21 protein-coding genes are annotated in these 23,817 nt (G+C 57.4%); 6 read left to right on the forward strand and 15 right to left on the reverse strand.

The genetic code is table 11. The features are described from left to right. Nucleotides 1-30: 30 nt before the first annotated feature. Nucleotides 31-1,266 (reverse strand): TIGR03862 family flavoprotein, encoded by a 1,236-nt coding sequence (locus ACWGXE_RS14725; RefSeq protein WP_447598619.1) that lies wholly within the window; start codon nt 1,264-1,266, stop codon nt 31-33. Nucleotides 1,267-1,814: 548 nt separating this feature from the next. Here ACWGXE_RS14725 and ACWGXE_RS14730 point away from each other — a divergent pair. After that, complete coding sequence (locus ACWGXE_RS14730) at nt 1,815-3,245, forward strand: TIR domain-containing protein (RefSeq protein WP_447598620.1); 1,431 nt, start codon at nt 1,815-1,817, stop codon at nt 3,243-3,245. Nucleotides 3,246-3,342: 97 nt separating this feature from the next. Beyond that, nucleotides 3,343-4,248, forward strand: a complete 906-nt coding sequence (locus tag ACWGXE_RS14735; protein ID WP_447598622.1) for a hypothetical protein — start codon at nt 3,343-3,345, stop codon at nt 4,246-4,248. 48 nt (nt 4,249-4,296) lie between these two features. On the opposite strand, the gene ACWGXE_RS14740 is transcribed toward ACWGXE_RS14735, so the two are convergent. Next, nucleotides 4,297-5,136 carry an aldo/keto reductase family protein gene (locus tag ACWGXE_RS14740; RefSeq protein WP_447598623.1) on the reverse strand — a complete coding sequence of 280 codons (840 nt, stop codon included), beginning with the start codon at nt 5,134-5,136 and terminating at the stop codon, nt 4,297-4,299. A gap of 390 nt (nt 5,137-5,526) precedes the next feature. On the opposite strand from ACWGXE_RS14740, the gene ACWGXE_RS14745 reads away from it, so the two are divergent. Together ACWGXE_RS14745 and ACWGXE_RS14750 are read left to right on the forward strand one after the other, a co-directional pair. Further along, entirely contained in the window at nt 5,527-5,832 is a 306-nt protein-coding gene (locus tag ACWGXE_RS14745) for a hypothetical protein (protein WP_447598624.1), read from the forward strand. Between the two features lie 6 nt (nt 5,833-5,838). After that, the gene (locus ACWGXE_RS14750; RefSeq protein ID WP_447598625.1) at nt 5,839-6,150 is read left to right on the forward strand and encodes a hypothetical protein; all 312 of its coding nucleotides are present in this window, start codon (nt 5,839-5,841) and stop codon (nt 6,148-6,150) included. Between the two features lie 15 nt (nt 6,151-6,165). Here ACWGXE_RS14750 and ACWGXE_RS14755 read toward each other — a convergent pair whose 3' ends face one another. The 9 genes from ACWGXE_RS14755 to ACWGXE_RS14795 form a co-directional block, all read right to left on the reverse strand. Further along, entirely contained in the window at nt 6,166-7,782 is a 1,617-nt protein-coding gene (locus ACWGXE_RS14755; RefSeq protein ID WP_447598627.1) for a peptide chain release factor 3, read from the reverse strand. Between the two features lie 283 nt (nt 7,783-8,065). Beyond that, nucleotides 8,066-10,081, reverse strand: coding sequence for a Gfo/Idh/MocA family oxidoreductase (locus ACWGXE_RS14760; protein ID WP_447598628.1), 2,016 nt, complete (start codon nt 10,079-10,081; stop codon nt 8,066-8,068). Between the two features lie 48 nt (nt 10,082-10,129). Further along, nucleotides 10,130-10,420, reverse strand: a complete 291-nt coding sequence (locus ACWGXE_RS14765) for a hypothetical protein (RefSeq protein ID WP_447598629.1) — start codon at nt 10,418-10,420, stop codon at nt 10,130-10,132. Nucleotides 10,421-10,495: 75 nt separating this feature from the next. Next, nucleotides 10,496-11,026 (reverse strand): hemerythrin domain-containing protein, encoded by a 531-nt coding sequence (locus ACWGXE_RS14770; protein WP_447598630.1) that lies wholly within the window; start codon nt 11,024-11,026, stop codon nt 10,496-10,498. A 19-nt stretch (nt 11,027-11,045) separates the two neighbouring features. Then, a complete protein-coding gene (locus ACWGXE_RS14775) occupies nt 11,046-11,507 on the reverse strand; it encodes a methyltransferase family protein (RefSeq protein ID WP_447598632.1) in 462 nt (153 codons plus the stop codon). Then, complete coding sequence (locus ACWGXE_RS14780; RefSeq protein WP_447598634.1) at nt 11,494-13,095, reverse strand: DUF2235 domain-containing protein; 1,602 nt, start codon at nt 13,093-13,095, stop codon at nt 11,494-11,496. The genes ACWGXE_RS14775 and ACWGXE_RS14780 overlap by 14 nt, the downstream gene beginning before the upstream one ends. Before the next feature lie 20 nt (nt 13,096-13,115). After that, on the reverse strand, nt 13,116-13,988 hold the full coding sequence (locus ACWGXE_RS14785; RefSeq protein WP_447598635.1) for a GNAT family N-acetyltransferase: 873 nt from the start codon (nt 13,986-13,988) through the stop codon (nt 13,116-13,118). A gap of 119 nt (nt 13,989-14,107) precedes the next feature. Then, nucleotides 14,108-15,292 (reverse strand): NnrS family protein, encoded by a 1,185-nt coding sequence (locus tag ACWGXE_RS14790; protein ID WP_447598636.1) that lies wholly within the window; start codon nt 15,290-15,292, stop codon nt 14,108-14,110. Next, complete coding sequence (locus ACWGXE_RS14795) at nt 15,289-15,738, reverse strand: OsmC family protein (RefSeq protein WP_447598637.1); 450 nt, start codon at nt 15,736-15,738, stop codon at nt 15,289-15,291. Before ACWGXE_RS14795 ends, ACWGXE_RS14790 begins: the two co-directional genes overlap by 4 nt. Before the next feature lie 392 nt (nt 15,739-16,130). Here ACWGXE_RS14795 and ACWGXE_RS14800 point away from each other — a divergent pair, with 392 nt between their 5' ends. Beyond that, the gene (locus ACWGXE_RS14800) at nt 16,131-16,676 is read left to right on the forward strand and encodes a hypothetical protein (protein ID WP_447598638.1); all 546 of its coding nucleotides are present in this window, start codon (nt 16,131-16,133) and stop codon (nt 16,674-16,676) included. A 77-nt stretch (nt 16,677-16,753) separates the two neighbouring features. After that, on the forward strand, nt 16,754-16,954 hold the full coding sequence (locus ACWGXE_RS14805; RefSeq protein ID WP_447598639.1) for a hypothetical protein: 201 nt from the start codon (nt 16,754-16,756) through the stop codon (nt 16,952-16,954). A 42-nt stretch (nt 16,955-16,996) separates the two neighbouring features. Here ACWGXE_RS14805 and ACWGXE_RS14810 read toward each other — a convergent pair whose 3' ends face one another. The 4 genes from ACWGXE_RS14810 to ACWGXE_RS14825 form a co-directional block, all read right to left on the reverse strand. Continuing rightward, nucleotides 16,997-17,485, reverse strand: coding sequence for a hypothetical protein (locus tag ACWGXE_RS14810; RefSeq protein WP_447598640.1), 489 nt, complete (start codon nt 17,483-17,485; stop codon nt 16,997-16,999). A 124-nt stretch (nt 17,486-17,609) separates the two neighbouring features. Further along, nucleotides 17,610-17,975 carry a hypothetical protein gene (locus ACWGXE_RS14815; RefSeq protein ID WP_447598641.1) on the reverse strand — a complete coding sequence of 122 codons (366 nt, stop codon included), beginning with the start codon at nt 17,973-17,975 and terminating at the stop codon, nt 17,610-17,612. Between the two features lie 437 nt (nt 17,976-18,412). Beyond that, nucleotides 18,413-18,754, reverse strand: a complete 342-nt coding sequence (locus tag ACWGXE_RS14820) for a hypothetical protein (RefSeq protein WP_447598642.1) — start codon at nt 18,752-18,754, stop codon at nt 18,413-18,415. A 59-nt stretch (nt 18,755-18,813) separates the two neighbouring features. Continuing rightward, nucleotides 18,814-22,755 (reverse strand): NACHT domain-containing protein, encoded by a 3,942-nt coding sequence (locus ACWGXE_RS14825; protein WP_447598643.1) that lies wholly within the window; start codon nt 22,753-22,755, stop codon nt 18,814-18,816. Nucleotides 22,756-23,817 lie beyond the last annotated feature (1,062 nt).

The raw sequence follows: 23,817 nt of genomic DNA on the forward strand, positions 1-23,817 counted from the left end.
ATCAAATGTGGCATCACAGCGCATGACGAATTACTGCCGCTTGGACTTGCTCGAGATGAGCCATTCCACCGCCCCGGTGCCGGCTGCGCGCCCGGTAGCAAAACAAGCGGTGAGCAGATAACCCCCGGTTGGAGCCTCCCAATCCATCATTTCACCCGCGCAAAAGACACCCGGTAAGGAACGGATCATCAACCGTTCATCGAGCGCTTCGAAAGCGATTCCACCGGCCGTGCTGATGGCTTCCTCCAGCGGGCGGGGCGCGACAACGGTCACCGGCAATGATTTAATCGCGGCTCCAAGGCGAGCCGGATTCAGAAACTCCTGCTTTGGAATCATTTCGCGAAGCAACCCCGCCTTGACTCCTTCGATATGGGCACGGCGTTGGAGGTGAGTCGCCATTGTCCGCTTGCCGCGCGGCCGGGAGAGTCCTTCGACGAGAGGACGCAACTCTCGATCCGGCGCCAGGTCGAGGCGAAGAGTGGCCGCCCCCCTTGCAACAATCTCATCGCGAAGAGCGGCGGACACGGCATAGATGACTCCTCCTTCCACTCCCGTCTCCGTGATGACGAATTCGCCCTGCTGACGAATCTCCTTTCCCTCTTTGTTTACCGCGGTCACGCCGACCGTCTTCACCGGATGTCCGGCATACTTGACTCGAAAATGTTCACTCCACCCGATATCAAACCCGCAGTTCGCCGGCTGAAGCGGCATGATGGGGATACTTCGCTCGGCAAGGATCGAAGTCCACTCGCCGTCGGAGCCGAGCTGCGGCCAACTGCCTCCACCCAAGGCAAGAATCACCGCGTCGGCCAGGACTGGCCGCATCCCCTGCGGTGTGTTGAACAACAGGACACCCCGTTCGTCCCAACCACGCCAGCGGTGACGCACGTGAAACACCACGCCGGCCTGTCGTAATCGGCGAAGCCAGGCGCGCAGCAACGGCGCAGCCTTGAGGTCGGTTGGAAATATGCGGCCCGATGAGCCGATAAAGGTGCCGATGCCGAGACCTTCCGCCCAATGGCGGACGGACTGGGCACCGAAGGAAGCCACGAGTGGGGCGAGCCGGCTGCGGCCCGCCCCGTACCGGGCTAGAAACGTATCAACAGGTTCGGAGTGCGTGAGATTTAAGCCGCCCTTTCCCGCGAGAAGAAACTTGCGGCCGACTGAGGGCATCGCATCATACAGGTCTACTTTGGCGCCGCCGGCGGCCGCGGTTTCCGCCGCCATGAGGCCGGCTGGTCCTCCGCCGATGATTGCGATTTCCATAGGAGCGAATGAGGTCGGGCGCCCGTCTCTCTACGTACGTTGAGAATTACTTTGCATACACCTTGCAACGCCGCACCTGGCCTTCGATCTTGACAGCCTGTACGGCGACGGGCCGCAGGGCTCGCCGGAGTTGTACGACACCAGCGGCAACGACATCAAGCTTCGCGGCGAACCCATTCCCGGCTCGGACACCGCCTCTCGCAACCGCGAACTGCGATAGGATATCACGCGCGACTCGCAGGTCCGTCCCAACCTACCGGCTGAACTCGGCTCCGCAGGCGGCTCACCGTTCTTCGCGTTCGTGTTCGATGATTCGCTCAGTCCCGCCGGCCCGAATTGCTGGCCGATGCCGAATCCTACCTCTCCGTCGACCGCGACTGGACGCCGACATTGCCGTCGTCCCAGCCCGGCCGGTTTCGCATGACCGACCTGTTGCGGTTTGCCGGAGTCGTCCATCCCTGAATTGAGCGGCCATGCATCGATTTGTGAAGAGAGCGGGAATCATGGTATGAGACATCGCCGTCGACCCGCATATTTCGTTCTAACTGATGAAGATTTTTATCAGTTACTCCACGGCGGATCGCGATCTTGCCGATCGCGTCAGGCTGGCGCTCGTCGCACAGAAGCACAAGGTGTTCGTCGACCGGCACGACCTCGATCCGGGCCAGGAGTACGACGCCCGTATCGCTCAGGCCATCGAGCAGGCCGACCTGTTCATTTTCCTGCTGTCCCCCGAGTCGCTTACCGAAGGACGCTACACGATCACGGAATTGGGCATCGCGCAGCGGAAATGGACTCACCCCGATCCCCACGTGCTCCCTGTCATGGTTCGCGCCACTCCGATCGAGCACATTCCTCCCTACCTTAAAGCCGTCACGATTCTGAAGCCGGCCGGAGACATCCCGGCCGACGTGGCGGAGGAGGTGCGCCGCCGCAAGACCCGCTTTCCCGGTCGGCTGCGCTGGATCGCCGGAGGAGCGGCTGTCGTCCTGTTCCTTGCCGGGCTGCTGCTCGTCCTGTCCGGATCGGGCAGGCATGCTCGACAAGCCTCCGAACTCCTGCAGGCCGCCCGATCGCTTGAGACGGCCGGAGACTACGAGGCCGCCTGGTCTCAGATCCAAGGAGCACACGCTCACCTCACGGAAAGCATGCTCGGTTCGATTCTTCAACCTTCGCTCGCACAAGAGGTGGCCGGCCGACAGATCGATATCGCGATCGCGTGGCTGGAGCATATGCGCCTTCACGAAGGTCAGCACTTTTCAACGCTGGTGAATCGGTTGCTTCCATCATTGGATGAGGCTATTGCCACGGCAACGGGTGAATGGAAGGCGGACCTTCTCGCACACCGAGGATGGGCTGACTTTCTGCGCTCCCGAGATCACGATCAGGCGGCCGCACCGGAGTCTTATTACCGGCATGCGCTGGAGGTCGACTCCAACAATGTCTATGCGCATGCCATGTGGGGTCATTGGATCGCGTGGCATCATGGCAAGCTGGCTGATGTGCAGACGCACTTCAACGCGGCCTTGGCAAGCGGACGGCAGCGGCCCTATGTCCGGAGCATGCAACTGATTTCGATGCGCAACATGCGGGCGAATGATTCGGAAGCCGAAACCCTTCGCATCGTCCATGACATGCAAAGTCATCAAGAGCCGTTACTGGAGGAAGCGCGGTCGAATGTCCGGTCCATTTATTATTCCGCCTGCGGCCGAGCATCGAGAGACGACATCGCGAAGCTTCTCATGAGCTTGTCGGCGGGGGATCATGTGACGTTGCTCCGCGGCCTTTTCTTTGGCCCGAATCAACCGGACCAACCCGACATTTCTTTACGCCTCTGCCTCGCACGATTAGAAGAACAGGCCGGCCTAGCGGTCGACGCGTTGAAGACTTACCGGACCCTCCGCGCCAGCCTCACTCCCCACGACCCGATATGGCAATCGACGAACTCGGCCATCGCCCGTCTCTCACGAGTGAAATAGACAGGAGCACAGTCTCCGGTCTTGACCTCTCTTTCAGGATCATTCATAGTCCGTCGGCCATTATAGGAACATGTGTCCCTCTATAACAGAGGCGGATATGTTGTATCCTTGCCGGATCACCTGCCTGCTCTTGATTGCTGTGGCTCCTGCCCTGGCCGTATCGTATGAGGCGGCATGGTCCGCCGGCTCACACGAACAAGCGACCGCTCGGACGAAGGTCCAGGGGACCATTGTGGATCTCCAGCCGGATTGCGTGGTGGTGAAAACCTCCACGGGCAAATATCGGGTCAAAAGAAACACGATTCCGTTGAAAGCCGCTCCGGGAGATACCGTCATACTGTGGGTGACGTCCGGACATGCGGTCGTCGACCACCATCGACAGGACACTGGCCGGCGGCATCGTTTCGTCACGGGGACCTTGCTTGATGCGCCGCTAAAGGAGCAGATCCATCTCTGGACGCCTGAGGCAGAGAAGATCTATTCCCTCGCCGAGCATGAGGGCAAGACCATGCAATTGCCGGAAGGGACGATGGTCACGGTGGAGATCGATGAGACCGGCACGGTGGTCGATCTCCATCCCGTTGAAACGGAAGTGGCCGCCTGTGACAAGCGCCATCACTGCAAGGTGATGTTGCATGGCACGGTCAGGAAGATTGAGGATGCCATGATCTTCATTCAAACGCCGGTGGTCGAGTACGAAGTCCCGACGAATATCGCTCCCCCAAGCACAGCGCCCGGCGATGAGATCACGTTATGGGTGAACGAAAACGACGTGGTGCTGAATTACCACCAGGCGGGGGCCCAACCGCACCGACGCTTCGTCACCGGGCCACTTAGATATACGGACAACGCCAGGTCTCACGTCCAACTGTGGACTCCTGAGGGGAGAACGACCTTTTCCCTGGCTCACCTGACCAAGGCCGGTGATCTGCTGGAAGGACATCCGGTGACGTTGGAAGTCGGCGAAGGCGGGGTGGTTTTGGATTGCTGGCAAGCATCCTGAGACAGGCGTGTCCGTCCAAACGAACCATGGACGGATCAATCGTTCCCGTTACATCCCAACCGTCTCGATGTAGCGCATGTCCTCCTCGGACAACGTCAGGTGTTCGGCTGCCAGGTCCTCTTTCATATGATGGGGGTTCGTCGTGCCGGTCAAGGGCAGCATCCCGATCTGCATGGCGAACCGAAAAATGACTTGCGCAACGCCGGTCCCCAATCGCTGCGCGATCGCCCCCACGGTTTGGTCAGCCAACACGTCCCGATTGGCGGTCAGCAGCGAGAATCCTTGATAGATGATGGAATGCGCGCGGCAGATGTCCCGCACCTCCTTGTCCCAGCTCAGCGCGGCGTAACAGCGATTCTGCACGACCATTGGCTTATGCTTCGCGTGAGCGCAGAGCTCGGTGAGTTGTCCGGCCGCCACATTGCTGATGCCGATCATCTTGGTTCTTCCGGATTCGTAAAGCGCTTCGATCGCCGCCCACACCTCTCGGTCCGCCTTTCCCAAGCCCCACCGCTGATACGGCCCGTGGAGGACGTACGCGTCCACATGATCCGTGTGGAGATGGTGTAACGAACTGTTAAAGGATTGGTTCACCTGCGTGGTGAGATCAGCGGAAGGATCATACGGGGTGCGATGATCCTGGCCGTTGGCGGGCGTGAACTTGGTTTGAAGAAACAGCCGGTCCCGGGTGATCCCTTGCTCGGCGAGGGCAAGCAAGGCCTCCCCCACCAGGGCTTCCTGATAATGAATGAGTTGATTGGCCGTATCGATCGCGGTAAATCCCGCCGCCACGGCCTGCTGCACCAGCCGGGACGTGGCCTCTTTCTTCCACGCCGTTCCATACATGAACGATGGAATCGACACGCCGTTATAGGCAGTCAAGGACATGATGTGACCTCCATAGGCCATGCTTACATGGTTTCCCGGCTTCCTGTCTACCCAATTGGATAGAAAGCGCGAGTAGAGAGCTCTACATTCCCGGCCCGTGCGGCACTTGGGCCTCGACGACGGAAAGAGACACCACGGCGACGGGCTTCTCAGCCTGGTAGTGGGTCAGTTTCCTTTTGCGTCCTGCCCGCGAAGCTTGTCCGCGCGGAAGCGGGGAACGGGCATCCACTCCTGATCAAGGCCAAATGCTGTGGAGAAGGCCTTTGACTGGATTCCCGCTTCTGCGGGAATGACAGACTTCAGTGCTTCTGATGGCAAACTGGCCCACTACCACCCTCCGCCTGTGAGAGTGTGCCCGATAGCGCCGCTCATGCTATCATGCAAGCCGCTATGTCACTTGAGCGCTCGTCTCATCTGCCGGGAGGCTTTCAGGTCAGGCATCGAATCTTGGGGATCTACCAAGGCAGCGCCATTGAATTGGCCTTCTGGCATCCTTCCTCTGCGATGCCGGAATACGGGCTCTGCCGCTTTCCCACCAAAGAAAAGGCCGAGACGTTCATCGCGTTTCTCTGCTCACCGGCCTGCACGGAACCGATGGAGGCGGCGGACCTGACGATCGAACCCTACGATCTCATTGAACACGAGCGGCTGATCAGCGAGCACCCGCTCTCATCCGCTTGGGAAAATCCGCTGTGAGATAGGATGACAACTGAACAATCGAGTCATGAAGTGGAGCTGCGTTTTAGCTATCGCTATGTGCAGGAACATCCCTGGGTCGTCCAGGCGACCACCGGCTTCCTGTCCGCTTATTTTATGGAAAAGCCGGGCTTTCGGGTGCAGCGGCATTTTGAAGAGCTGGAGTCCGGCATGCACGTATGGGTGTGCGACGTTCCGGCTGACATGAACGTCCTCGCACTTCTGCGCCGGCTTCAGGAAGATATTCCGCCTTGCCGGTTCAAACAGGCGGCCATCGATCCGCCGGCCCATCCCCAATTTCTCATCGACTGTCCGTAAAAAGACGCCACCGTCTCAGGCGCCCGCCGGTTCGGCTTCATCCAGCGCTCTGAACTGAATGGCGGGATTCTCCTTCATGCAGTAAGCCAAAAGGCGCTCCGAGGCGAACAGCATGACCGAACGCCCGCTTCGATCGACGAGCCGGAGCGTGTCCATCGGCCAATAGACGCGAGCCAGTTTCTCGGCATCACCGGTAATCCACCGCGCGCACGTGTAGGGCAAGCGCTCAACGGTGGCCGCGACCCCATACTCGTTCTTCAGCCGTGACACCACGACATCGAGTTGGAGTTCTCCGACAGCCGCCAGAATCGGCTCCCGGCGGACATGGTCCGGCGCCAGCAAGACCTGCATGACTCCTTCCTCTTCCAATTGCCTGAGCCCCTTCTGAAATTGCTTGTACTTGGAAATATCCGCGCTGTGCAGCACGCCGAAACACTCGGGAGGAAACTGGGGAATCGGGTCGAACGCCAAGGACCCGGTGGAACACAGCGTGTCCCCGATGGCGAACAGCCCGGGATTGACCAATCCCACGACATCGCCGGGGTAGGCCTCGTCGATCGTCTCACGGTCCCGCCCGAAGAGCCGATGCGGCCTCGTCATCCGAATCTTGCGGGCCAATCGCGCGTGATACACCATCATGTCTTTTTCAAAGCGTCCCGAGCAGATGCGCAGAAACGCCATCCGATCCCGGTGCTGCGGGTCCATGTTCGCTTGGATCTTGAACACGAAGCCGGAAAACGCTTCATCGGTCGGCTCCACCAGCCCTTGCGCGCTCAGCCGTGGACCGGGGGGCGGCGCAAGTTGAAGGAAAGCGTTGAGAAACGGCTCGACGCCGAAGTTCGTCAGCGCGCTCCCAAAAAAAACCGGGGTCAACTCACCGGCAAGGAACCGCGTCCGGTCAAAAGAGGTGCCGGCGCCTGTCACCAATGCGACCTCATCCTGAAGCGGGCCGTAAGCCTCGCCCAATGTCGCCGCCAGATTCGGGTGCGGGAACGCTTCCACCTGCATCGGCGCCCGTCGCTCATTGTGGGCCGTCCGCTGAAAAAACAGCACGTGCCGCTCGCGAAGATCATAGAGCCCCCGAAAACCGGCTCCTTCTCCGATGGGCCAATTGAAGGGCACCGCCGTCATGCCCAACGTCTGTTCAATCTCATCCAGCAGGTCGAATGGATGGCGTCCCGGTTGATCCATCTTATTGATGAACGTCAAGATCGGAATGCCCCGCCGCCGGCAGACGGTGAACAATTTCTTGGTCTGCGGCTCGATTCCTTTCGCGCCGTCCAGTACCATGACCGCGCTATCCACGGCCATGAGCGTGCGATAGGTATCTTCGCTGAAGTCCTGGTGGCCCGGCGTATCGAGCAAATTCACCAGCATGCCCTGATAGCCGAACTGGAGCATGGTGGAGGTGATAGAAATCCCGCGTGCCTGCTCCAATTCCATCCAGTCCGATGTCGCCCGCCGTTGGTGTGAGCGAGCCTGCACCGCGCCGGCCAGATGAAGCGCCCCCGCATACAGCAGGAGCTTCTCGGTCAGCGTGGTTTTCCCGGCATCCGGATGTGAAATAATCGCGAACGTCCGCCGGCGGAGCACTTCACGGGATAATGTGTCGTTCGCTGCCTTGTCAATCATGAGCACACCGGTCCTTCTCGGGTCCTGTCATTCCAAGGCGCGCCGGCGGCGCCCCCGACGCAGCCTCGGCAAAACCTTTTCGGTATGGTTGATTCTTCGTCAGACGTAATCAGGTAGGTGTTTCGGTTGCGAGCGAGTCACCGAACGTGAGCGACCGTCGGCATGGCCCTCATCGTGATCTACCGGAATTAGAATACTCGATGGAAGCTCAACCTGCAATGCTTCCGGAGATTCGGCGCATGAGCGACGGGCCATACGGCATCGACAAAACGCGGCACGAGATCTACATGGGCTTATCCAATGGACGGTCAACCAGCGGCGCGAGCCGCCCGATGGCCGCCGTGTCGTATTCCTGTGTCGAGAAGACTTTGGCCACATTGATGACAGGCTTCCCAGGACGCAGCACCTTTTGCGCGAAGGTCGCCACCCACGACAGCGGCACGAGCACTACTGTCGGCAACCAGATTACCGACAGGTCGGGGTTCGCTTTACGGAGATGCCCCAAGAGCTCGCGCTTGGTCGGAGGCACCGGGTCGAGCAGATTCAACGGGCTTGGCACATTGTCCCATGCGTCAGCCATCCATGCCAGAAACCGGCCGGAGAAAGCGACATCCACCACGCCGAGCTGGTCGTCCGGCGAACCGACGGCGACGAAGACGTTGCCCAACCGCTTTCCGAGACGACCGGGCGGATCGAAATCGCGATAATCCACCAGCGCCCCTGGTCGGACCACCTTGACCGAAAGGCCGAGATCCTTTCCCAATTGGACGGCAAGCCGTTCGGACTCCAGCTTGCCCCACACGTACGGTCCTGACCCCTTGCTGTCCGGCTCGAGCGGATGATTGTCCCCGATCGGCTCGCTGCCGCCTTTCGCCAAGACCGCCAGGCTGCTGACGTGGATGAGGTGCCTAATGCCGGCGGCCGCGGCTCCCCGCACGATTTGTTCCGTCGCATCCAACGAATTGCGCTGATGCTCATCCCAGCCGCCGGCGGTTTCCGCCGCCGCATGAATCACCGTGTCGACTCCTTTAAACAGATGCGAGCCGGCTCCCGACGCCACATTCGCCACGACATACTCCGCTCCGGCAATCCGTTCCCACGGCGAGGGCTCCCGGCGAGCCGCCACGCGCACGGGGCGCCCGCGGGCCAGCAGGGCGCGCACGATTTCTTTTCCCAACAATCCTGTGCCGCCGGTCACGAGTACGCCTCGGCTGTCCACCGGCCTCGGCGCGGCGGCAATCAGCGCCTTCGCCTCCTTGTCACGCAGGATCAGCGCGACCCGCTCACAGATCCGTACCGTCTCCAGCAAACTCTCAGGCGACAGCGGGGATGGAGCACCGGTACGGATGGATTCATAGAAAGCGGTGAAGAGCTCCGCCAAGCCGGGATAGCTGCGTTGTTGCTTCAGGAAACGGCGGGCCATCGCAACTGTCGTCCCGGCCAACAATTGCCGGGCCTGTCGATAGGGCGCGAATAGCTTGTCAATGCCCGAGGAGCCGGGACCGATGGCCCGTTGCGTGGTGCTGCGGACGTAGTCGGCAAAGATTGATCCGTTCCGGCCGACCACGCGCACATAGCTTTCGACTGGACGACCTTCCAAGGTCACCACGAGCGTCCCAGTGACTCCGCCCCGGCGCACGAGCGCGTGAACCGTGCCCGCCTGGCTCACTTCGAGTGACACCAACTCCACCGCCCCTTCCCCCGCTTGTTCCAACACGAGCAATAAGAGATAGACGGGATGCGGCAGGATATCGAGCAATTGGTGATCGGCGCGCAACACCGTGCGCCCACCAGGCGCGTGGCGGACTGTGCGGAACGAGAAATAGCTTTCCACGTGCGCGACCTTGCCGATCGAAGGCAAATACTGCTTCAGCACCGCGGTGGGCGGCTCAAAGATGAGTTGATGGCCGGCACAGACCCGCAGATCCTTGGCGCGCGCCTCGTCGAGAATCTGTCGCGCGTCATCGACCCGCTCGGTAAAGGGCTTCTCCACATAGATATGACAACCGGCGTCAAGAGCCAGACGAGCCAGTGGAGCGTGCGATGCAGGAGGCGTGCAGATATGCACGACATCGGGTCGCTCCGACGCCAAGAGTTCTTCAGGCGTTCTGTACTCTTTGACATCCGGGGCAATAATCCGCATGGCCGTGGTAGCAACCTCCGAGGGATCTGCCACGGCGATCAATTCGACATGGGAACAACGGAGGATGGCCTGAGCATGATGTTGAGCATGGCGCCCGGCGCCGATCAGCGCAATGCGAAGCGGGCGGGTGGATGGAGCCGGCATGCGCTCGTTCATCACAACTCATACCTCACGCGAAAGAGTCTCATCAATTCGGCGAGTATACTACAGAACACCGAGAGCGAATAGTTTCTGATCGATAGCCGATTGTAAAAGGACAGACTCACCGGCGGTCGTTCGTTTACGACCAGGGCCTACGGCAGGATAAACGAGCGTTCGACGGCGAGGCAGGTCGCAGCAGCTTGGCACGCAGGCGAGACCTAACTCGAACGGCATATTGAACCTGACCGGCGTGCCGATGCGGCTGAGAGCATGGGCCGCCTTCGCTCGGCGGACGTCGGTTTCCACGATCTTCAACGCGGCGATGATTTCACCGGCTCGCGCCTTTTCCAGCACGATTTTTTCCCGCTGGGTTGATCGGTTTGCTCTCCGTAGCCATGCCCTATCCTAGCACTTCCAATCCAACAACGATCAGAGCAAGGCTGCATAGCCGGCTCGCTCCAATGTCCGCCGTACGGTGTTCATGACGGCCGGGCTGTCATTGTGCGGCATGACGGTTACTCCCGGCGCAGCCAGGAGTGCAGCCAGCAATTGCTCCGCTTCCTTCCCTGCCAATCCATCACACAATTCGTAGAGCCCGCCAGCCCCTTCCTCCACGGCGTTGTGGTCCGCGAGAATGCCATGAATCGTCTTGATGACCGCGGATGTGGGAGTCGGCATCAGCAATGCCGCAAGGGCTCCATGATCAAGCCGGAGCTTCGCCGCCATCGAGAGCGGTGTTCCGCCGTTCAGTCGCTGGGCCGCAGGCAGCAGGATCTTTTCTTCCATCCCGATATGCCGAAGCAAACCGGCTCGAAATTGTTCATAGCCTGCTCGATCGATGTGATGTGGGTCTGCCGCGGCCGATTGAAACAGCGCATCAAGCCGGCGATGGTCTTCCGCAAGATACCCGGTGAGCGGCCCCGGCATCGCTCGTCCCGGTTGTCTCGGCTCTGAGTTCATGCGCCTGATCCTTAGTCGATTACAGCCATCTCCGCACGCGCGAACGATAGGCTGCGAACTCTTTTCCAAACAGAGAGGCGAGCGCCCGTTCTTCCGGTTCAATCTGAAACCGGTTCATGTAGAGAATGAACAGCGCCAGGCACACAAAGCCGAGCGCATTCGATAAGAAGATCGCCCATCCGATCAAGATCACGAAAAGCCCCAGATACATGGGATTGCGGGTCACTCCATAGATGCCGGTCACCACCAACGATGAGGCACTGTCCGGCTTCAAGGGATTCACCGTGGTCTTGGCGCGGCTGAATGCGACGACGCCGAGTCCGATGATCATCGCCCCGGCAATCACAAAGAGGATCGCCACAGCCTGGCGTCCCGTAAACTCGACGGTCAACGCCGGAGCCGCCCGCTTGGCTAGCCACATAAGGCCGCCGACGATGAAGCCCACCGCGGGCGGAGGAATCTTTAGTTCAAGGGAGCGCATGACGAAGATCCTGTTTCTTGTGGGTCAGCAGGTAGAGGGCCAGCCAAGAGAGCAATCCGGCGATCGTGATAAGAGCCATGAGCTTTATCATTGTGAAACCGGCCAGGATCCATGTCGTCGTCGCATAGGAGGCCTGTGTTCCGGAAGGCTTTCTCAAAAGAAACAGGGTCAGGGCATTCTCCAGCATATCGCTCGTTATCAGCATCCACAGCGAAACCAGGCCCGCCCAATAGGCAACGGTATGCACCTTTACACTGCGACTTCGATCCGCCAGCCCGCGCCTTGCGTAAATCGCCAACCAGCACAAGGCCGATGCATAGACCCCGATGAAGACATAATCGACGATGTACCGGAGCCATAGCGTCAGCCTATCGACGGAGTCCCACACTTCTGCAATGGGCCTTCCCTTGAACAGGGCCGATAGAATACTCCAATTAAACTCTCCGCAGTCCTGTCCCAGACAAGCCCACTGATCCAGCTTGAAGATCACCACACATAGGCCGATTGCGCCAATGATGCAACCGAGCGCACGGAAATTCTCGCGCAACGGCCGCCAGACCCTCGCCGGTTGCCGGTCCCGCTCCTTCGCCTGTTGCCGGACCATCACCGACTCATGCCGGATCGCTCCGTCAGGAACGAAGCGCGTTTGCAGCCCGCTCAATGCCCACGTAGGGTGCGAAAAGACTTCATCGTGCGCCAGCCCCAACGGGTCGGGATGGATCGCTTGTACTCGGACGGGATCGCACCGTAATCCCTTGGCCATCGCCTCTTCCACCATCCATTGGAGGCTACAGTCCGATAACCCGTGCTGTGCATAGGAGCCCCCGACATCACTGTGCACGCCGGCAAACCACACTTGCTTGAGGGATCTGTCCCCCTGGTCAAAATAGACGTCCTCGTCTTCGAACAGCCGCGGGATATAGGTATGCCGGTATTCCTGGAGCGACACGGCGTGACGGACATGGTCATACCGCTTTCCCGTCACGGTGGCAGAACTGGTAATGCTTTGCTTTGACAAGCCTCCTACCGTGGACACGGTATCCCATACGCCCAGAAAATAGATCCGCGCATCGCGGCCATCGAGCGCGAAGACCTCCCTGATATCATCCCCATACTGATTGCGCGTCTTCCCGGTGCGCCCTTGCACATGGGTCGGCTCAAAATAAATCCGGGTCAGCGTGGGAATCATCGCTTCCGTGCCGCGGCGCACGATGCCGAACAGATTCACCATCCCCGCGACACAGCGGGCCGCAAAGGCGCCGCGGGAAAACCCAAAAAAGAACAGGCGATCACCGGGTTGGTAATGCTCGACTAAAAATTCATAGGCCTGTCCGATGTTTTCATAGATGCCGCCGCCGTCGGCCAGGGCCATGAGTTCTTTCGCGCGGGTCGTAAACCGGCTCCAGTATCCGATTGATGGATAGGTGTCGTTGGTCCCGACCCCCGGATCGTAAAACAGGATTTGCCGGTGATCGTTGATGAGAAGCCGCGTCAATTTGACGACATTCGTGTCGCGATCATTTCCCCAGATATTGCCGGTGCCGTCGCAACAGACCACAAGATTACGCGGTGCGGTGGTTGGGTTCATCGCGCCAGGTCCGGGTTGAGTCAGTACAGAATCGAAGGAAGGAACGAGCCGGACGGCTCCTGGTACAGACCAAGGCTCATCAACGTCGTCGGATAGACGACGCGCAATCCGTGCTTCAGACACCAGCGGAACAATTCACCGTTGCGCGTGGGAAGCAGAAAGCCCGGTCCCTGGAATGCCGGCGCCGCTCCAATCAGGGCTTTCAGTTCTTCATTCGTCCGGCCGACGGCGTGTCCGAAAAATCCAATCAAGGTCGCATAGCCCGTGACGGCGCCGCGATGTTCGACCAGCATGGCGCTCCCTTGCGTAATCGCGCCGAGCAATTCGCGCCCTCGGTCCGCCCCGTGCACTTGGAAACACAAGCGATTGCAGGCATCAAGGTCGCTTTCTTTCGCCGGTCGGACGTCATAGCCGGGAAGTTTGAGTTGCACCGCGGGCCCCTGCATCACCGAGAGCGGTTCGCGCGCATCGAATCCCAGCTTGGTATAAAGAGAAAGCGAGCGGTTGTGATACGCGCTCTGAACCAAACGCACCCCGACAAACCGCTTGGCGCGGGCACGATCCAGGACGCGCTCCATCAATTGGCGGCCGATCGAGCCGTTCTGCACCGACGGCTTGAGCGTAATCGGCCCTACCCCGGCAATTGCATCGCTTTCCCACAGGAAATTACTTCCGATAATAGTCTCGTCCGTCTCCGCGATGACGGAGTACACATCATCCCGAGAAAGAATCATCGTCAGGAGGCCGATCGCTGCTTCAAGTTCGGGGAAGTCGACAGGAAAGTTATGTTGCTCGGCTATACATTTGAAGGCCTCATGAAAGATCGTCCCACAGGCCTGAGCGTCCTCAGATCTGCCCGAGCGGAACGTTGGGTGCATGAACAAGTCTTTCATTTTCTATCCATCAATCCGATCGCTCAATTAAGCGTGCAACGAAGACAGCGTACGTATTCAGACACCTACTGTCAATGTGGAGCGCCCGTGATTCCGTGCAATGAACGGCGCCCCTACCCTCACTCATCGAGACTCGGTCGAAACAGAAACGGCCCATAGATCGCGGCAAACAGCAGATAGGCGCCGCTCCAGCAGACGGCGGCCACGCCGAGCATGAGATGAATCGGGAGATCGGTCGCCGGACCGAATACGCGCAGGAGCGCGCCGATGTTGACCAGCGTGTACAGCGCCACGGTCGCCGGACCGGCATGCCGCTCGCGTCCGGTATGGCCAAGACTGGCCCTTGTCATCACCGCCAGGGTCATCGCGCCTACCGCGCCTGTGGTCAGCGCATGAATCGCATCCGCCGGCTGTAAACCGACTCCAAGCGTTGCGGCTCCCAGCACGATCAATGAGATCGCGAGCCATCCGTACCCGACATGGAGCATCAGCACCAACGGCTCACGCCAGGTCAGCCACCCGTACCAGCGTGAGAGTCGGGCCAAATTTATGATACCGGCTGCGAGCAAGAGCCATCCTGTTCCCGTTCCCTCAGGCGCGATAATCCAGCCCAGAGCGGCGATACCGACAAGAGCGATCGACAGGCCGTCGAATCGCGAGAAGCGTGCCGGTTGCTTCATGAGGCGCTGCCCCATCAAAAATTCACGTGTAAAGTTCGGCGTGATGCGGCCACCGATTACCGCGAGGAGCATCATGACCAACGACAGTGCCGCTCGCTCAGCCGGGGCCGTCTCCCCGCCGGTCCGCGCCAGCACATGGAAGACAATGTTGGCTGCGGCATACAAACTGATGATGCCTCCGATCGGCGCATGACCCCAACTTTTCGCGGTCGCAATTTCCCGCCAAACCAGCCCCGCGAGCGCAACGAGAAACGCCGCGTCCACAACAGCGGATAGAACCGGCAACGGCCAGGGAACAACGATGGCGAGACGCCCGGCCAACCAGAGGCCGCTCAACAAAATGAGTTCCCTACCCCTGATCGGTGGACGATCGGTCCAATTCGGAATCGCGGTAAGTAGAAAGCCGGTGACGACCGCGGGCAGGAACCCGAAGATCATTTCATGCACATGCCATTGCCGGCCTGTATGGAACAAGGCCGAGTCGCCGGCTTGAATGAGCAGGAGGATCCAGGCCGGCACCGCCACGCCGGCAAACAGCGCCGCCCCGAAAAAGAACGGCCGAAAGCCGTACGAAAAGAAGGCCGGCCCGCGATAGGCTGAGCCCTCGCTTGTCTGGTCCGTCATGCCGCTTCGACCGTCACGTCCGTGGTCACCGAGTTCGCGATGAAGCACCCCTTGTGGGCGTCCTCGTGGAGCGCGGTCAATTGCTCGGACGTGGGAGTCGCGGGCCCGCTGAATGTGATCGACGGATGCAATCGCACGCGGGTGACGGCGAGCTTCCCCTCCGCGTTCTTTTCCAAGACCCCGACCGCCCGGTCGGTGTAGCGATCCACCACGAACTTCCGCTTCGCCGCCACCGCGAGGAACGTCAGCATATGGCAGCTCGACAACGCGGCGACAAACGCTTCTTCCGGATTCGCGAGAGCGGGGTCTCCGCGGTACGCAGCCGCCGCGGACGCCGTGATCTTTGATCCTCCCTCGAAGATCCACACATGATCTCGGTTGTACGTGTCGTAGGTGAAGGTGTCCGATGCCCGTTGCCATTCCAGCGTGATCTTATGCTCGGCCATTGCGTGACTCCTTTCGACTTCTCATTCTGTAAGGCTTATGCCGGGCGCGGTGTAGGCGTCGCAGCAATCAGCTCTCGAATGCAGTCTAGCCAGCCGGGAATACGAACGCAATGGAATCTCCGGCATGATTTTGATGTCGGGGCCTCATTTTGAGATCCCAACCGGCCGCATCCGGCGTCCAGGCTTCTGGTATGGCTCCAATGACTCGTGTACAATGCCCGTATGGTACGGCCGGTTGCTGATTTCTCACCTCGTTTCGGTCAGCGACGTACGAGCGCACTAAGCGAACGTTTGCGCCAAGACAAATTGACTGGAGCCCGGAACATGACTCCCGCAGAGCGAGTATTGCTCGCCCTCGAACTCTCAGATATCTGCTATGAGTTTCAGCGCGCGTGTTCGCTCAAGCGCTAGCAGAAATCATTCGCCGGCTTGATGACGCACGAGCCCGTCATCTGTTGGAACGGTATGCATTGATCGGCGGGTTTGCCGTTTCCGCCTGGGGCGCTCCACGGGCGACTCGCGATCTTGATTTTGCTCTGGCGCTCGGCTCTGCCGACCCTCTGTCTCTTTCACGCCATCTCCAGGCCGATTTCCAAGCAGGTGATACCGATGACCCACTGCGAGGCGTCTTCAGAACCAGTATTGTGGGCGACGATCGCTCAGTCCCGGTTCAACTGGTGCTGCTTCCCTCTCCATGGACATCGGTAATCTTCGGAAATCAGATTGAATCTCTGGAGATCCTCGGTTGTATGGTTCCTGTCGTTTCCTGGCAATCGCTGATTTTGCTCAAACTGTATGCCGGTGGTCCACAGGACTTCATCGATGCCCAAGAGGTTCTTGCTCTGCGACAACCGACCCGATCGGAATTGCAGACTATTTCCTCACTGGCCGCTCAACTGGATCTTTCCGCTGCGTGGGAGAGGCTCATCGCTTACTGACGACTTGCCTACGACAGCCGGACCATGGTCAAGTCAGCCGACGGTAAGCTCTATCACCGTAACAAGAGGCACGAGTCATGACAACGGCGGCGACCGCCTCTCCATCGTTGAATCAGTTAATGGCGGAACTGACATCCCATCCCCGGCAACAATTGCAGACCTTCTTCCGCCAGAACCATTACGTCTGCAAGCATTTCGTCAAAGCGCTGGAGGGACTCCTGTATGCGGCTTGCGCAGGTTGCAGCAGGCGCAAGACAAGCCGCCGACGCCTGGCATGAGTTCTGGAACAGCCTGTATCGGGAGGTCTTTCAAAAGCGAGGTCAGGGACGAGGGCTTGAAATATACGGTTCGAGAACAGCAATCTTAAATACTTGGCCCTCGTTCAACGTTGCGTCGGATGCCAAGCCGTTCGCAACCAATACCTCATCCTTCGTCCAGATCGAGTTCGACCGAACGGCCAATGCCGCGACGGTTTCTCCGGCGCGCGCCTTCACCAGACGAATGCGCTCTTCATTGATTCCGCTCCGTTCCGCTTGCGAGAAACTCTGTGCGACAGCGGCGAAGGTCGATTCGAGCGCCTCGAAGCGCTTTGTCGATGCAAGACCGGCGATCTGGTAGACAAACCCGCGGTGCGCGATCCATGTCAGATCCATCATAATCTTGCCGTCCGCGTGAATCCGCGTGTGGGCGGCGGGCAGATGTCCGATCCGAATGGTCTGCGTCTCCGACACGATGTCCGACTTGGCCGCCTGGCCGGCCACGCGGGCCCCTTCCAGCGGATCGTCGCCTTTGGCCCCGGCGCCCAGCACAACGGCGGCCCCCCATCCGGAGCCGCCGCTGCACGAGAATCAGATCTGCGTGATTGCCCAAGCCCACCTGGCACGTCGTTTCACGAGGGGTCCAATCTTTATTCCCCTATCGGGCAGTTCATACCTACCGCATGCCCAGCGGATGGCCTGGAGGAAGCGTGATGCCGTATGGCCCGAGGCGAGGACCTGCCTGGCTCTGATTCAAAGGAGTCGTCTGGCTTTGATTCAAAGGACTGACGCTCCGAAATTGGCCGCCGCCTTCAAAAGGCTGGGGAGGACCGATAGCTAAGGGATTGGACCAGGTATAAGGACTGCTCGGACTGGCACGCCCGCCGCCCTGGTTCCGGGGAGGAATCACGCTCCACGGGCCGCCCGAATTGAAGGGATTGCCGATGGAGTTGCTAAACGGATTCGGACTGAGATCGCCGACATACTGGGCAAAGCATGCAACCGGCAGGATCAGAAAGAAGAGGAGAACCAGGAGCCGCATGATGGCCTCCTTGTGAAAAAGCTAATCAGCCGCGCGCACCGAGATGCTTGTAAAACTTATTTCGAATTCGAGGCCGAAATCCTCCGCTCAGATGCTGACACGAAGTAATATTGCATTCAATAGAGCTGCTCGACACCATTGTTTCATTCTTGGCACGTCCACGTCCGGACCATTTCGATTGTCATTGGGATGCAAGCGGACCATCATCCACCTGACTATTGAGCAAATCATAAGACCCCAGAAGCCGCCTTTTTATTTTACTGTCGCGGGCCAGTCGGAGCAGCGACATGACTGTCCTCGATGCCGGGCAGTTGATTGCACACTATTCCTGGCAAGTTCCCTGTCATGGAAATTAACGATAATAGAATACAAAGGCAAAACAGATCCCTGCACTGATGATCAGACACCAAACGGCATCCACAGCTCCCAGACAGCATTTACCCCATACCCAGCGGATGGCCTGGAGGAAGCGTGATGCCATATGGGCCAAGTCGAGGACCGGTCTGGCTCTGATTCAAAGGACTGATGTTCCGAAATTGGCCGCCGCCTTCGAAGGCCTGCAGAGGACCGATGGCTAAAGGATTGGACCAGGTATAAGGGCTGGTCGGGCTGGCACGCCCGCCGCCCTGGTTCCGGGGAGGAATCACGCTCCACGAGCCGCCTGAATTAAAAGGATTGCCGATGGCATTGCTGCTGAACGGAATCGAACTGAGATCGCCGACGTACTGGGCAGAGGATGCAACCGGCAGGATGAAGCATAAGAGGAGAACCGGAAGCATGATGGCTTTCTTCCTCCTCTCTTTGGCGCAATAAGGTGGAAAATCATATAACTAAAGCGTCAGTCAAAAGACGTGTCCAGGACGAACGCTTCGATATGAATACCATCACGAGACAAAGCGACCGCCTGGGCCGCAAATTTCTCCTTGGCCTCGTCGAGAGTCAATTTTGGGGCGTCTCGTTTGCGATAGTCTTTTTCATCCCATTCGTCACAATTAAACCAACCCACCAAGTAAAGTCCGTGCTGACAATAATTGTTTCTTAGGTACTGTTCGGTCAGTTGTGTCCTCATAGCATTTTGTAACTCTCGATGCCAGGATCCTTTCACTTCAATTATCACGGATATGCGATTAACAAGCTCACTATCGCGGCATCGCACGAAGGTATCAATATGAATGTCTGTCTTCTCCTTTATATGAATCTGCACCTCGCGATTCACAATGATTTGTTTACTTTTAAGATCCTCGTCAAGGTGCAGTTTCACAAAATCTGAGAAAGCAGACTCGTCTCGAGGCCTGATGTTTCCTGGTTTCGTGGGGATCCAAAGGAATTGAACAGATGGTGTCTCGCCATGTAATTTTGCCGCGAGTCGATTCAAGGACTCTTTGATTACCTGCAAAAGATGATCACCGCTTTGAATAATCCGACTTTGAGAATTTCTAAAGATAGCCAGGAGATGTTCTGGCTGAGGTGGGTTCCAGCTGTCACGTCTTGCCTGCAACTCGGCATCCGCTTGAACCCACTTTAGCCAATCGAGTTCCGGAAGCTCACTTCTGATCCGCCTGATGGCTTCACAAGCTCTAAACGTACCTTTAAGCTTCAAGGTATTTAGGACCGCGTCTCGTAGGTTTCTTGCCCGTTCATTTGGTCCAACCCAATGTGCGCCACCGCGTTCTGGATCGGTTGAATGAGGGAACTGACGAGCAAGCCAGATGTAGAGATCCGCCAACTTCACTTCTTCAAGAGTAGACCAAGTGCCGTTCTTATTCGAATATGAATCAATTGATGACACTGCCTCCTTACCGAAGACTGGGTCCTGTTGAAGAATGGGCCAAATGACTGGCCAACCCGCATCTTTCGCTTCTGTCAGAAGCACCCGCATTGCCGCAAGCGATTTCTCCCTCAGTTCTCCACTTGATGCAATAGGAGGAGTGAGTAATCCCTCTGCGAATAATCTAGCCTCAGGAATACCCCGTCCAATGAGATCCTTCAGTAACTGAGCCACGCACCTAGGCTTAAGATTATGGTCAGTCAATTTGGCTGCAAGAGCTGAACACAATCTGCCATCCCAACACTCATCCATTTTCCGGATAACAAACACATCACCATGGTCTCGGTTCTGTACATCAATAAGGAGCAACAATGTTTGGATGACCGTCTCGGGGCAGGAGATATATGCCATTTTCACCAAACCGAGATGAATATGCTCCTTCTCTCCAAGCGCTGAGCTGGGGTAAGCCAAAATAACTGGCGCCCACTTTCGCCACGACTCCGCCGCGATGGTAGAGGTAAAATCTAGATCCATTATCACAAGAAGCATCAATGCTCGATATCCAGCAAATGCTGGTCGATAGAACGTATTCGTGCCGAGCCAATGCGTGGTACGGGGATCCTCGATCTCTATATATTTCTTCGCCGCCGACACTATTCTCTTTCTCGTCTCCATATCAGCGGCAGCCCATCCGGGCAAGGCAGTGATATCAGGCTCTAGTTCGTCACCGTCATGAGTACTTGTGGGCGTCAATGTGAGCTCTCGATTTAGACGCCACCATGCAGAGGAGTGGCCTAATTCGAACTCATCAAGCATTTTTCGAACCTGTTCTGCGGGAGCGGGTTCCAATACCGCTCGTTCAGGTCGCCTTCGCAGTATCTCTTCACGGTGGCGATAGAGGTTCTTCATCTCTTCAGCTTCTGGAGAGCGCAGAATGGTAGGTTTCAGCAGCCAGACGAACTCCTCTGCAAGAATTGGAACAATCTGAGCAGTGGAATATACCGCATCAAAATGATTTTGCTTCGATCGATCAAAGATAAAGTGTATTAGTCGCGCAATCACTCGTTGGATATGTTGGTCGTTCTCGGAACGAAGTCTTTCCATCATCCAATAGAAATCTCGTCCCTGGACTAGTGAATCACCTGTAGCTGTAAGGCATGCCACGTCAAGTTGAGGACTTGTAAGATGAGGTAGCAGAGCATCGACAACTTTTTGTCGCTTGACATCATCACTCATGACTATGGTTTCGGAGAGGTTGCCAAAACGACCTGCGAATACTTCCTCGTAGTGTTTCAACCTCGAAAACGCTGCTAGACCGAATGCCTCTGCCACACCAGGCACTTCCATCTGTTCCCAAGCTGCCCTCATGATCTGTCCAACGGCACGCTCAAACTCACGTCGCAACTCGCCTTCTTGACGTTGTAACTTAGCCACCCATTTCAATGCAGGCAGTAAATCTGCTGGCTTCAGGCCCTCAGCGAGTTCATAATACAAAAAGGCACGATACGCTCCTATGAAGCTATCTCTCTTGGGAGCAGTGAGACAGGTAAATAGTCGTTCGGCGCTGATTCCGCCTGGCCATACAGCCCTCAAACCACAGCCTTTTAATTCATCATCCGGATCATCCCCTGCCTCACCAAGAGCTAATGGCAGCAGAGCGTTGTTTGTTGACTCATCGCCAATTTTCTTAATGGCATAGGCAGCATTCTTTCTGATATCCGTCATTTGTTCTTGGTCCAGAGCAATCGCTAAAAGTTCCTTCTGCAGATCGCGCTGCTCACATCCCTCTGCTATCTCAATGGCTAGATACCTTGCAAGCGGATTCTTTGACTTGTCTACAAGGTATGGTCTTAATTCGCCAGACAACGCGGGGTGCGCGAGTTTTTTGTATCGAAATGCCGTTGCAACGTCTCGCGGATGAAAGATTTCCTTTTCGCAAGAGACGAGTAACGCTTTCACGAGTTTGGATCGATTCTCAACATGCGCAGTCGCAACAGGACTTCTGAGTAGCAAATCCGGCTCAGTTTGAATAATATGATCAAATACGGCAGCCGACATCTCTGCTAACCATGCCGCGACTTCCTGTAATTGAGGAATGATTTTTCCTTGAGGGTCACCTGAATGAATCAGCAACATCTTTAATTGGTCGAAAGGCAGTTGCTTGTCCATGAGATACCGAGCGGCAAGGAATTCTGCATAGGTTTGGTGCGCCCATCCCATACGGTATGGCCCTCTTGAGGAGAACAGACCTGTTCCTATTGCCTCAGTTATTGATTCTTCATTGACCTTAAACGCCTCTTCTCTAGCAGTCTCTTTTCCCCCGCATAACTCCAAAATCGCTACATCGTCATCTGTCACGTTTTCTTGTTCCCTGCCTGTCCAAACTGCATAGCGATTGGAAAAGCTTGTTACCGCTGCCACTCGTGCCGCTACCGCCATTCGCTGGTCGACAGAGTAGACGGGTTTCAACTTTGTTTCGCGGCGATTGTCGCTAGGCTCCTCACAAAGAAACCGACAACCCTGTTCATATAGCTCAGCTTGAGTGAATGCCAGCCGGCCTTGCCTTCGTGACTGCTTGACCAGAAATTCAAGGGTGACCGGTTTAGTCGCGAACGGCACTATCCCTGTCTTTTCCACTTCATGTACGAACTGCTGAACATCCAGTCCATTTTCTCTCGCAGCTTCTTCCACATCCTTTTTTCTCAATGGCGCAATTTCGTATGCCGCGACCTGTTTGTCTCCCCATAGTTCATTGAGTCCACTCTCCAACGAATTAGGCCACTCTGCCGTCCTACAGGCAATTCGCAGGAAGAGACGATCAACCGGACACTTCCTTAGCTCGTTTAGAAGGAGTGCAGAAAGCGTGTCGATCCTCATGAGGCATTCGTCGAGGCTATCCAGAAACAATTGCAATGACTCACCGCTATTTCTCCATTCCGCAAAACTCTGACTATGAAACAAATCTTTGACCAGCCTGTCTTCACTTCCATAGGAGCGAAGATCTTGAGACACTGTCTTACTCGTTTTTTCCTCAAGTGTATGTAGGCCACCAGATACTATGCTGGAAACGGCGTGCGTCTTCCCCATGCCTGGTTCGCCAAGTAACACCAAACATCTGAAGTCCTTAATCATTTCGAATGTGGCAATGCCGTGAAGGTCCTGATTTCGGACAACTTCAGGATCGAGAAGGTACCCTTCTGATGACAAGGGTAGGTGCCCGCTTCGCGAGCACCAGAACCTCTTCCAGTTATAATTTGTCTTACTCATGATATTTGTTGGGTCACGTAGAAGTGGATCGGCAACTGTTAATCGATGCTGTTAAATGGTTTTCGGTGGATGTAACGGATGCGCGGTGAGGCTCCCGCCATGGCGCCAATTGCCGACACAGTGGCCGACAGGGCGGCGAGTGCAACGGCATTGTGATGCTTCATCGCAGCTTTAGAGTTGGACTCGCGCACACATCAAGCTCAAACGGCCGTCACAATTCACCGCATCATGGCGCAACCGAAGCGCGCATTATTCTCACCCGCCCAGCCCCGGCTTGCCGAGACGCGCCTTCCTCAGCGTCAGCCACCAATCAGGCCTCTGCTCCGTCTCCCGCTTGCGCCACCGCCGGCGTGATGAACTTGGTGCAGAGGTCGCGTTCGCTCAAAAACGTTTTGTCAGGCGTGGGCATTCAACTTTCCAATGCCGATCAGTAGAAAGCGTGGGCCGGCGCCGTTCCGGCACTCAGCGGGCTAAAGCATACCCAGATTCACGTAGGAGAACAAGACCGCGAGGCCGGGGGGAAGCCCACACTGGCAGTTTTGAGTTAAGGGGTCTGAGTTATGAGTAATACCTAAAAGAGAAAAAGGAAGGGACCTGTATCGTTTGCTGGTGGCCGGACCAGTAAAGTTACGGGAAGCTGCTAATGCGGTGATAGACGTCCATGCGCGGCCCGAAGGGGTTCGGTGGATTGAACGGATGCGCGGTGAGGCTTGCGCCATGGCGCCAAACGACCGCACAGTGGCCCACACGGTGGCGATTCGGCCACCGGTGCGTGCTGGGTTCGGCTTAGACATTCGGCAAAGCAGC

It is taken from the genome of Nitrospira sp. Nam80 (genome assembly GCF_965152575.1).

Coding starts and splice junctions, on each gene's coding strand:
- ACWGXE_RS14725 (WP_447598619.1), bottom strand. CDS start 1,266: ATGGAAATCGCAATCATCGGCGGAGGACCAGCCGGCCTCATGGCGGCG.
- ACWGXE_RS14730 (WP_447598620.1), top strand. CDS start 1,815: ATGAAGATTTTTATCAGTTACTCCACGGCGGATCGCGATCTTGCCGAT.
- ACWGXE_RS14735 (WP_447598622.1), top strand. CDS start 3,343: ATGTTGTATCCTTGCCGGATCACCTGCCTGCTCTTGATTGCTGTGGCT.
- ACWGXE_RS14740 (WP_447598623.1), bottom strand. CDS start 5,136: ATGTCCTTGACTGCCTATAACGGCGTGTCGATTCCATCGTTCATGTAT.
- ACWGXE_RS14745 (WP_447598624.1), top strand. CDS start 5,527: ATGTCACTTGAGCGCTCGTCTCATCTGCCGGGAGGCTTTCAGGTCAGG.
- ACWGXE_RS14750 (WP_447598625.1), top strand. CDS start 5,839: ATGACAACTGAACAATCGAGTCATGAAGTGGAGCTGCGTTTTAGCTAT.
- ACWGXE_RS14755 (WP_447598627.1), bottom strand. CDS start 7,782: ATGATTGACAAGGCAGCGAACGACACATTATCCCGTGAAGTGCTCCGC.
- ACWGXE_RS14760 (WP_447598628.1), bottom strand. CDS start 10,081: ATGAACGAGCGCATGCCGGCTCCATCCACCCGCCCGCTTCGCATTGCG.
- ACWGXE_RS14770 (WP_447598630.1), bottom strand. CDS start 11,026: ATGAACTCAGAGCCGAGACAACCGGGACGAGCGATGCCGGGGCCGCTC.
- ACWGXE_RS14775 (WP_447598632.1), bottom strand. CDS start 11,507: ATGCGCTCCCTTGAACTAAAGATTCCTCCGCCCGCGGTGGGCTTCATC.
- ACWGXE_RS14780 (WP_447598634.1), bottom strand. CDS start 13,095: ATGAACCCAACCACCGCACCGCGTAATCTTGTGGTCTGTTGCGACGGC.
- ACWGXE_RS14785 (WP_447598635.1), bottom strand. CDS start 13,988: ATGAAAGACTTGTTCATGCACCCAACGTTCCGCTCGGGCAGATCTGAG.
- ACWGXE_RS14790 (WP_447598636.1), bottom strand. CDS start 15,292: ATGACGGACCAGACAAGCGAGGGCTCAGCCTATCGCGGGCCGGCCTTC.
- ACWGXE_RS14795 (WP_447598637.1), bottom strand. CDS start 15,738: ATGGCCGAGCATAAGATCACGCTGGAATGGCAACGGGCATCGGACACC.
- ACWGXE_RS14805 (WP_447598639.1), top strand. CDS start 16,754: ATGACAACGGCGGCGACCGCCTCTCCATCGTTGAATCAGTTAATGGCG.
- ACWGXE_RS14815 (WP_447598641.1), bottom strand. CDS start 17,975: ATGCGGCTCCTGGTTCTCCTCTTCTTTCTGATCCTGCCGGTTGCATGC.
- ACWGXE_RS14820 (WP_447598642.1), bottom strand. CDS start 18,754: ATGCTTCCGGTTCTCCTCTTATGCTTCATCCTGCCGGTTGCATCCTCT.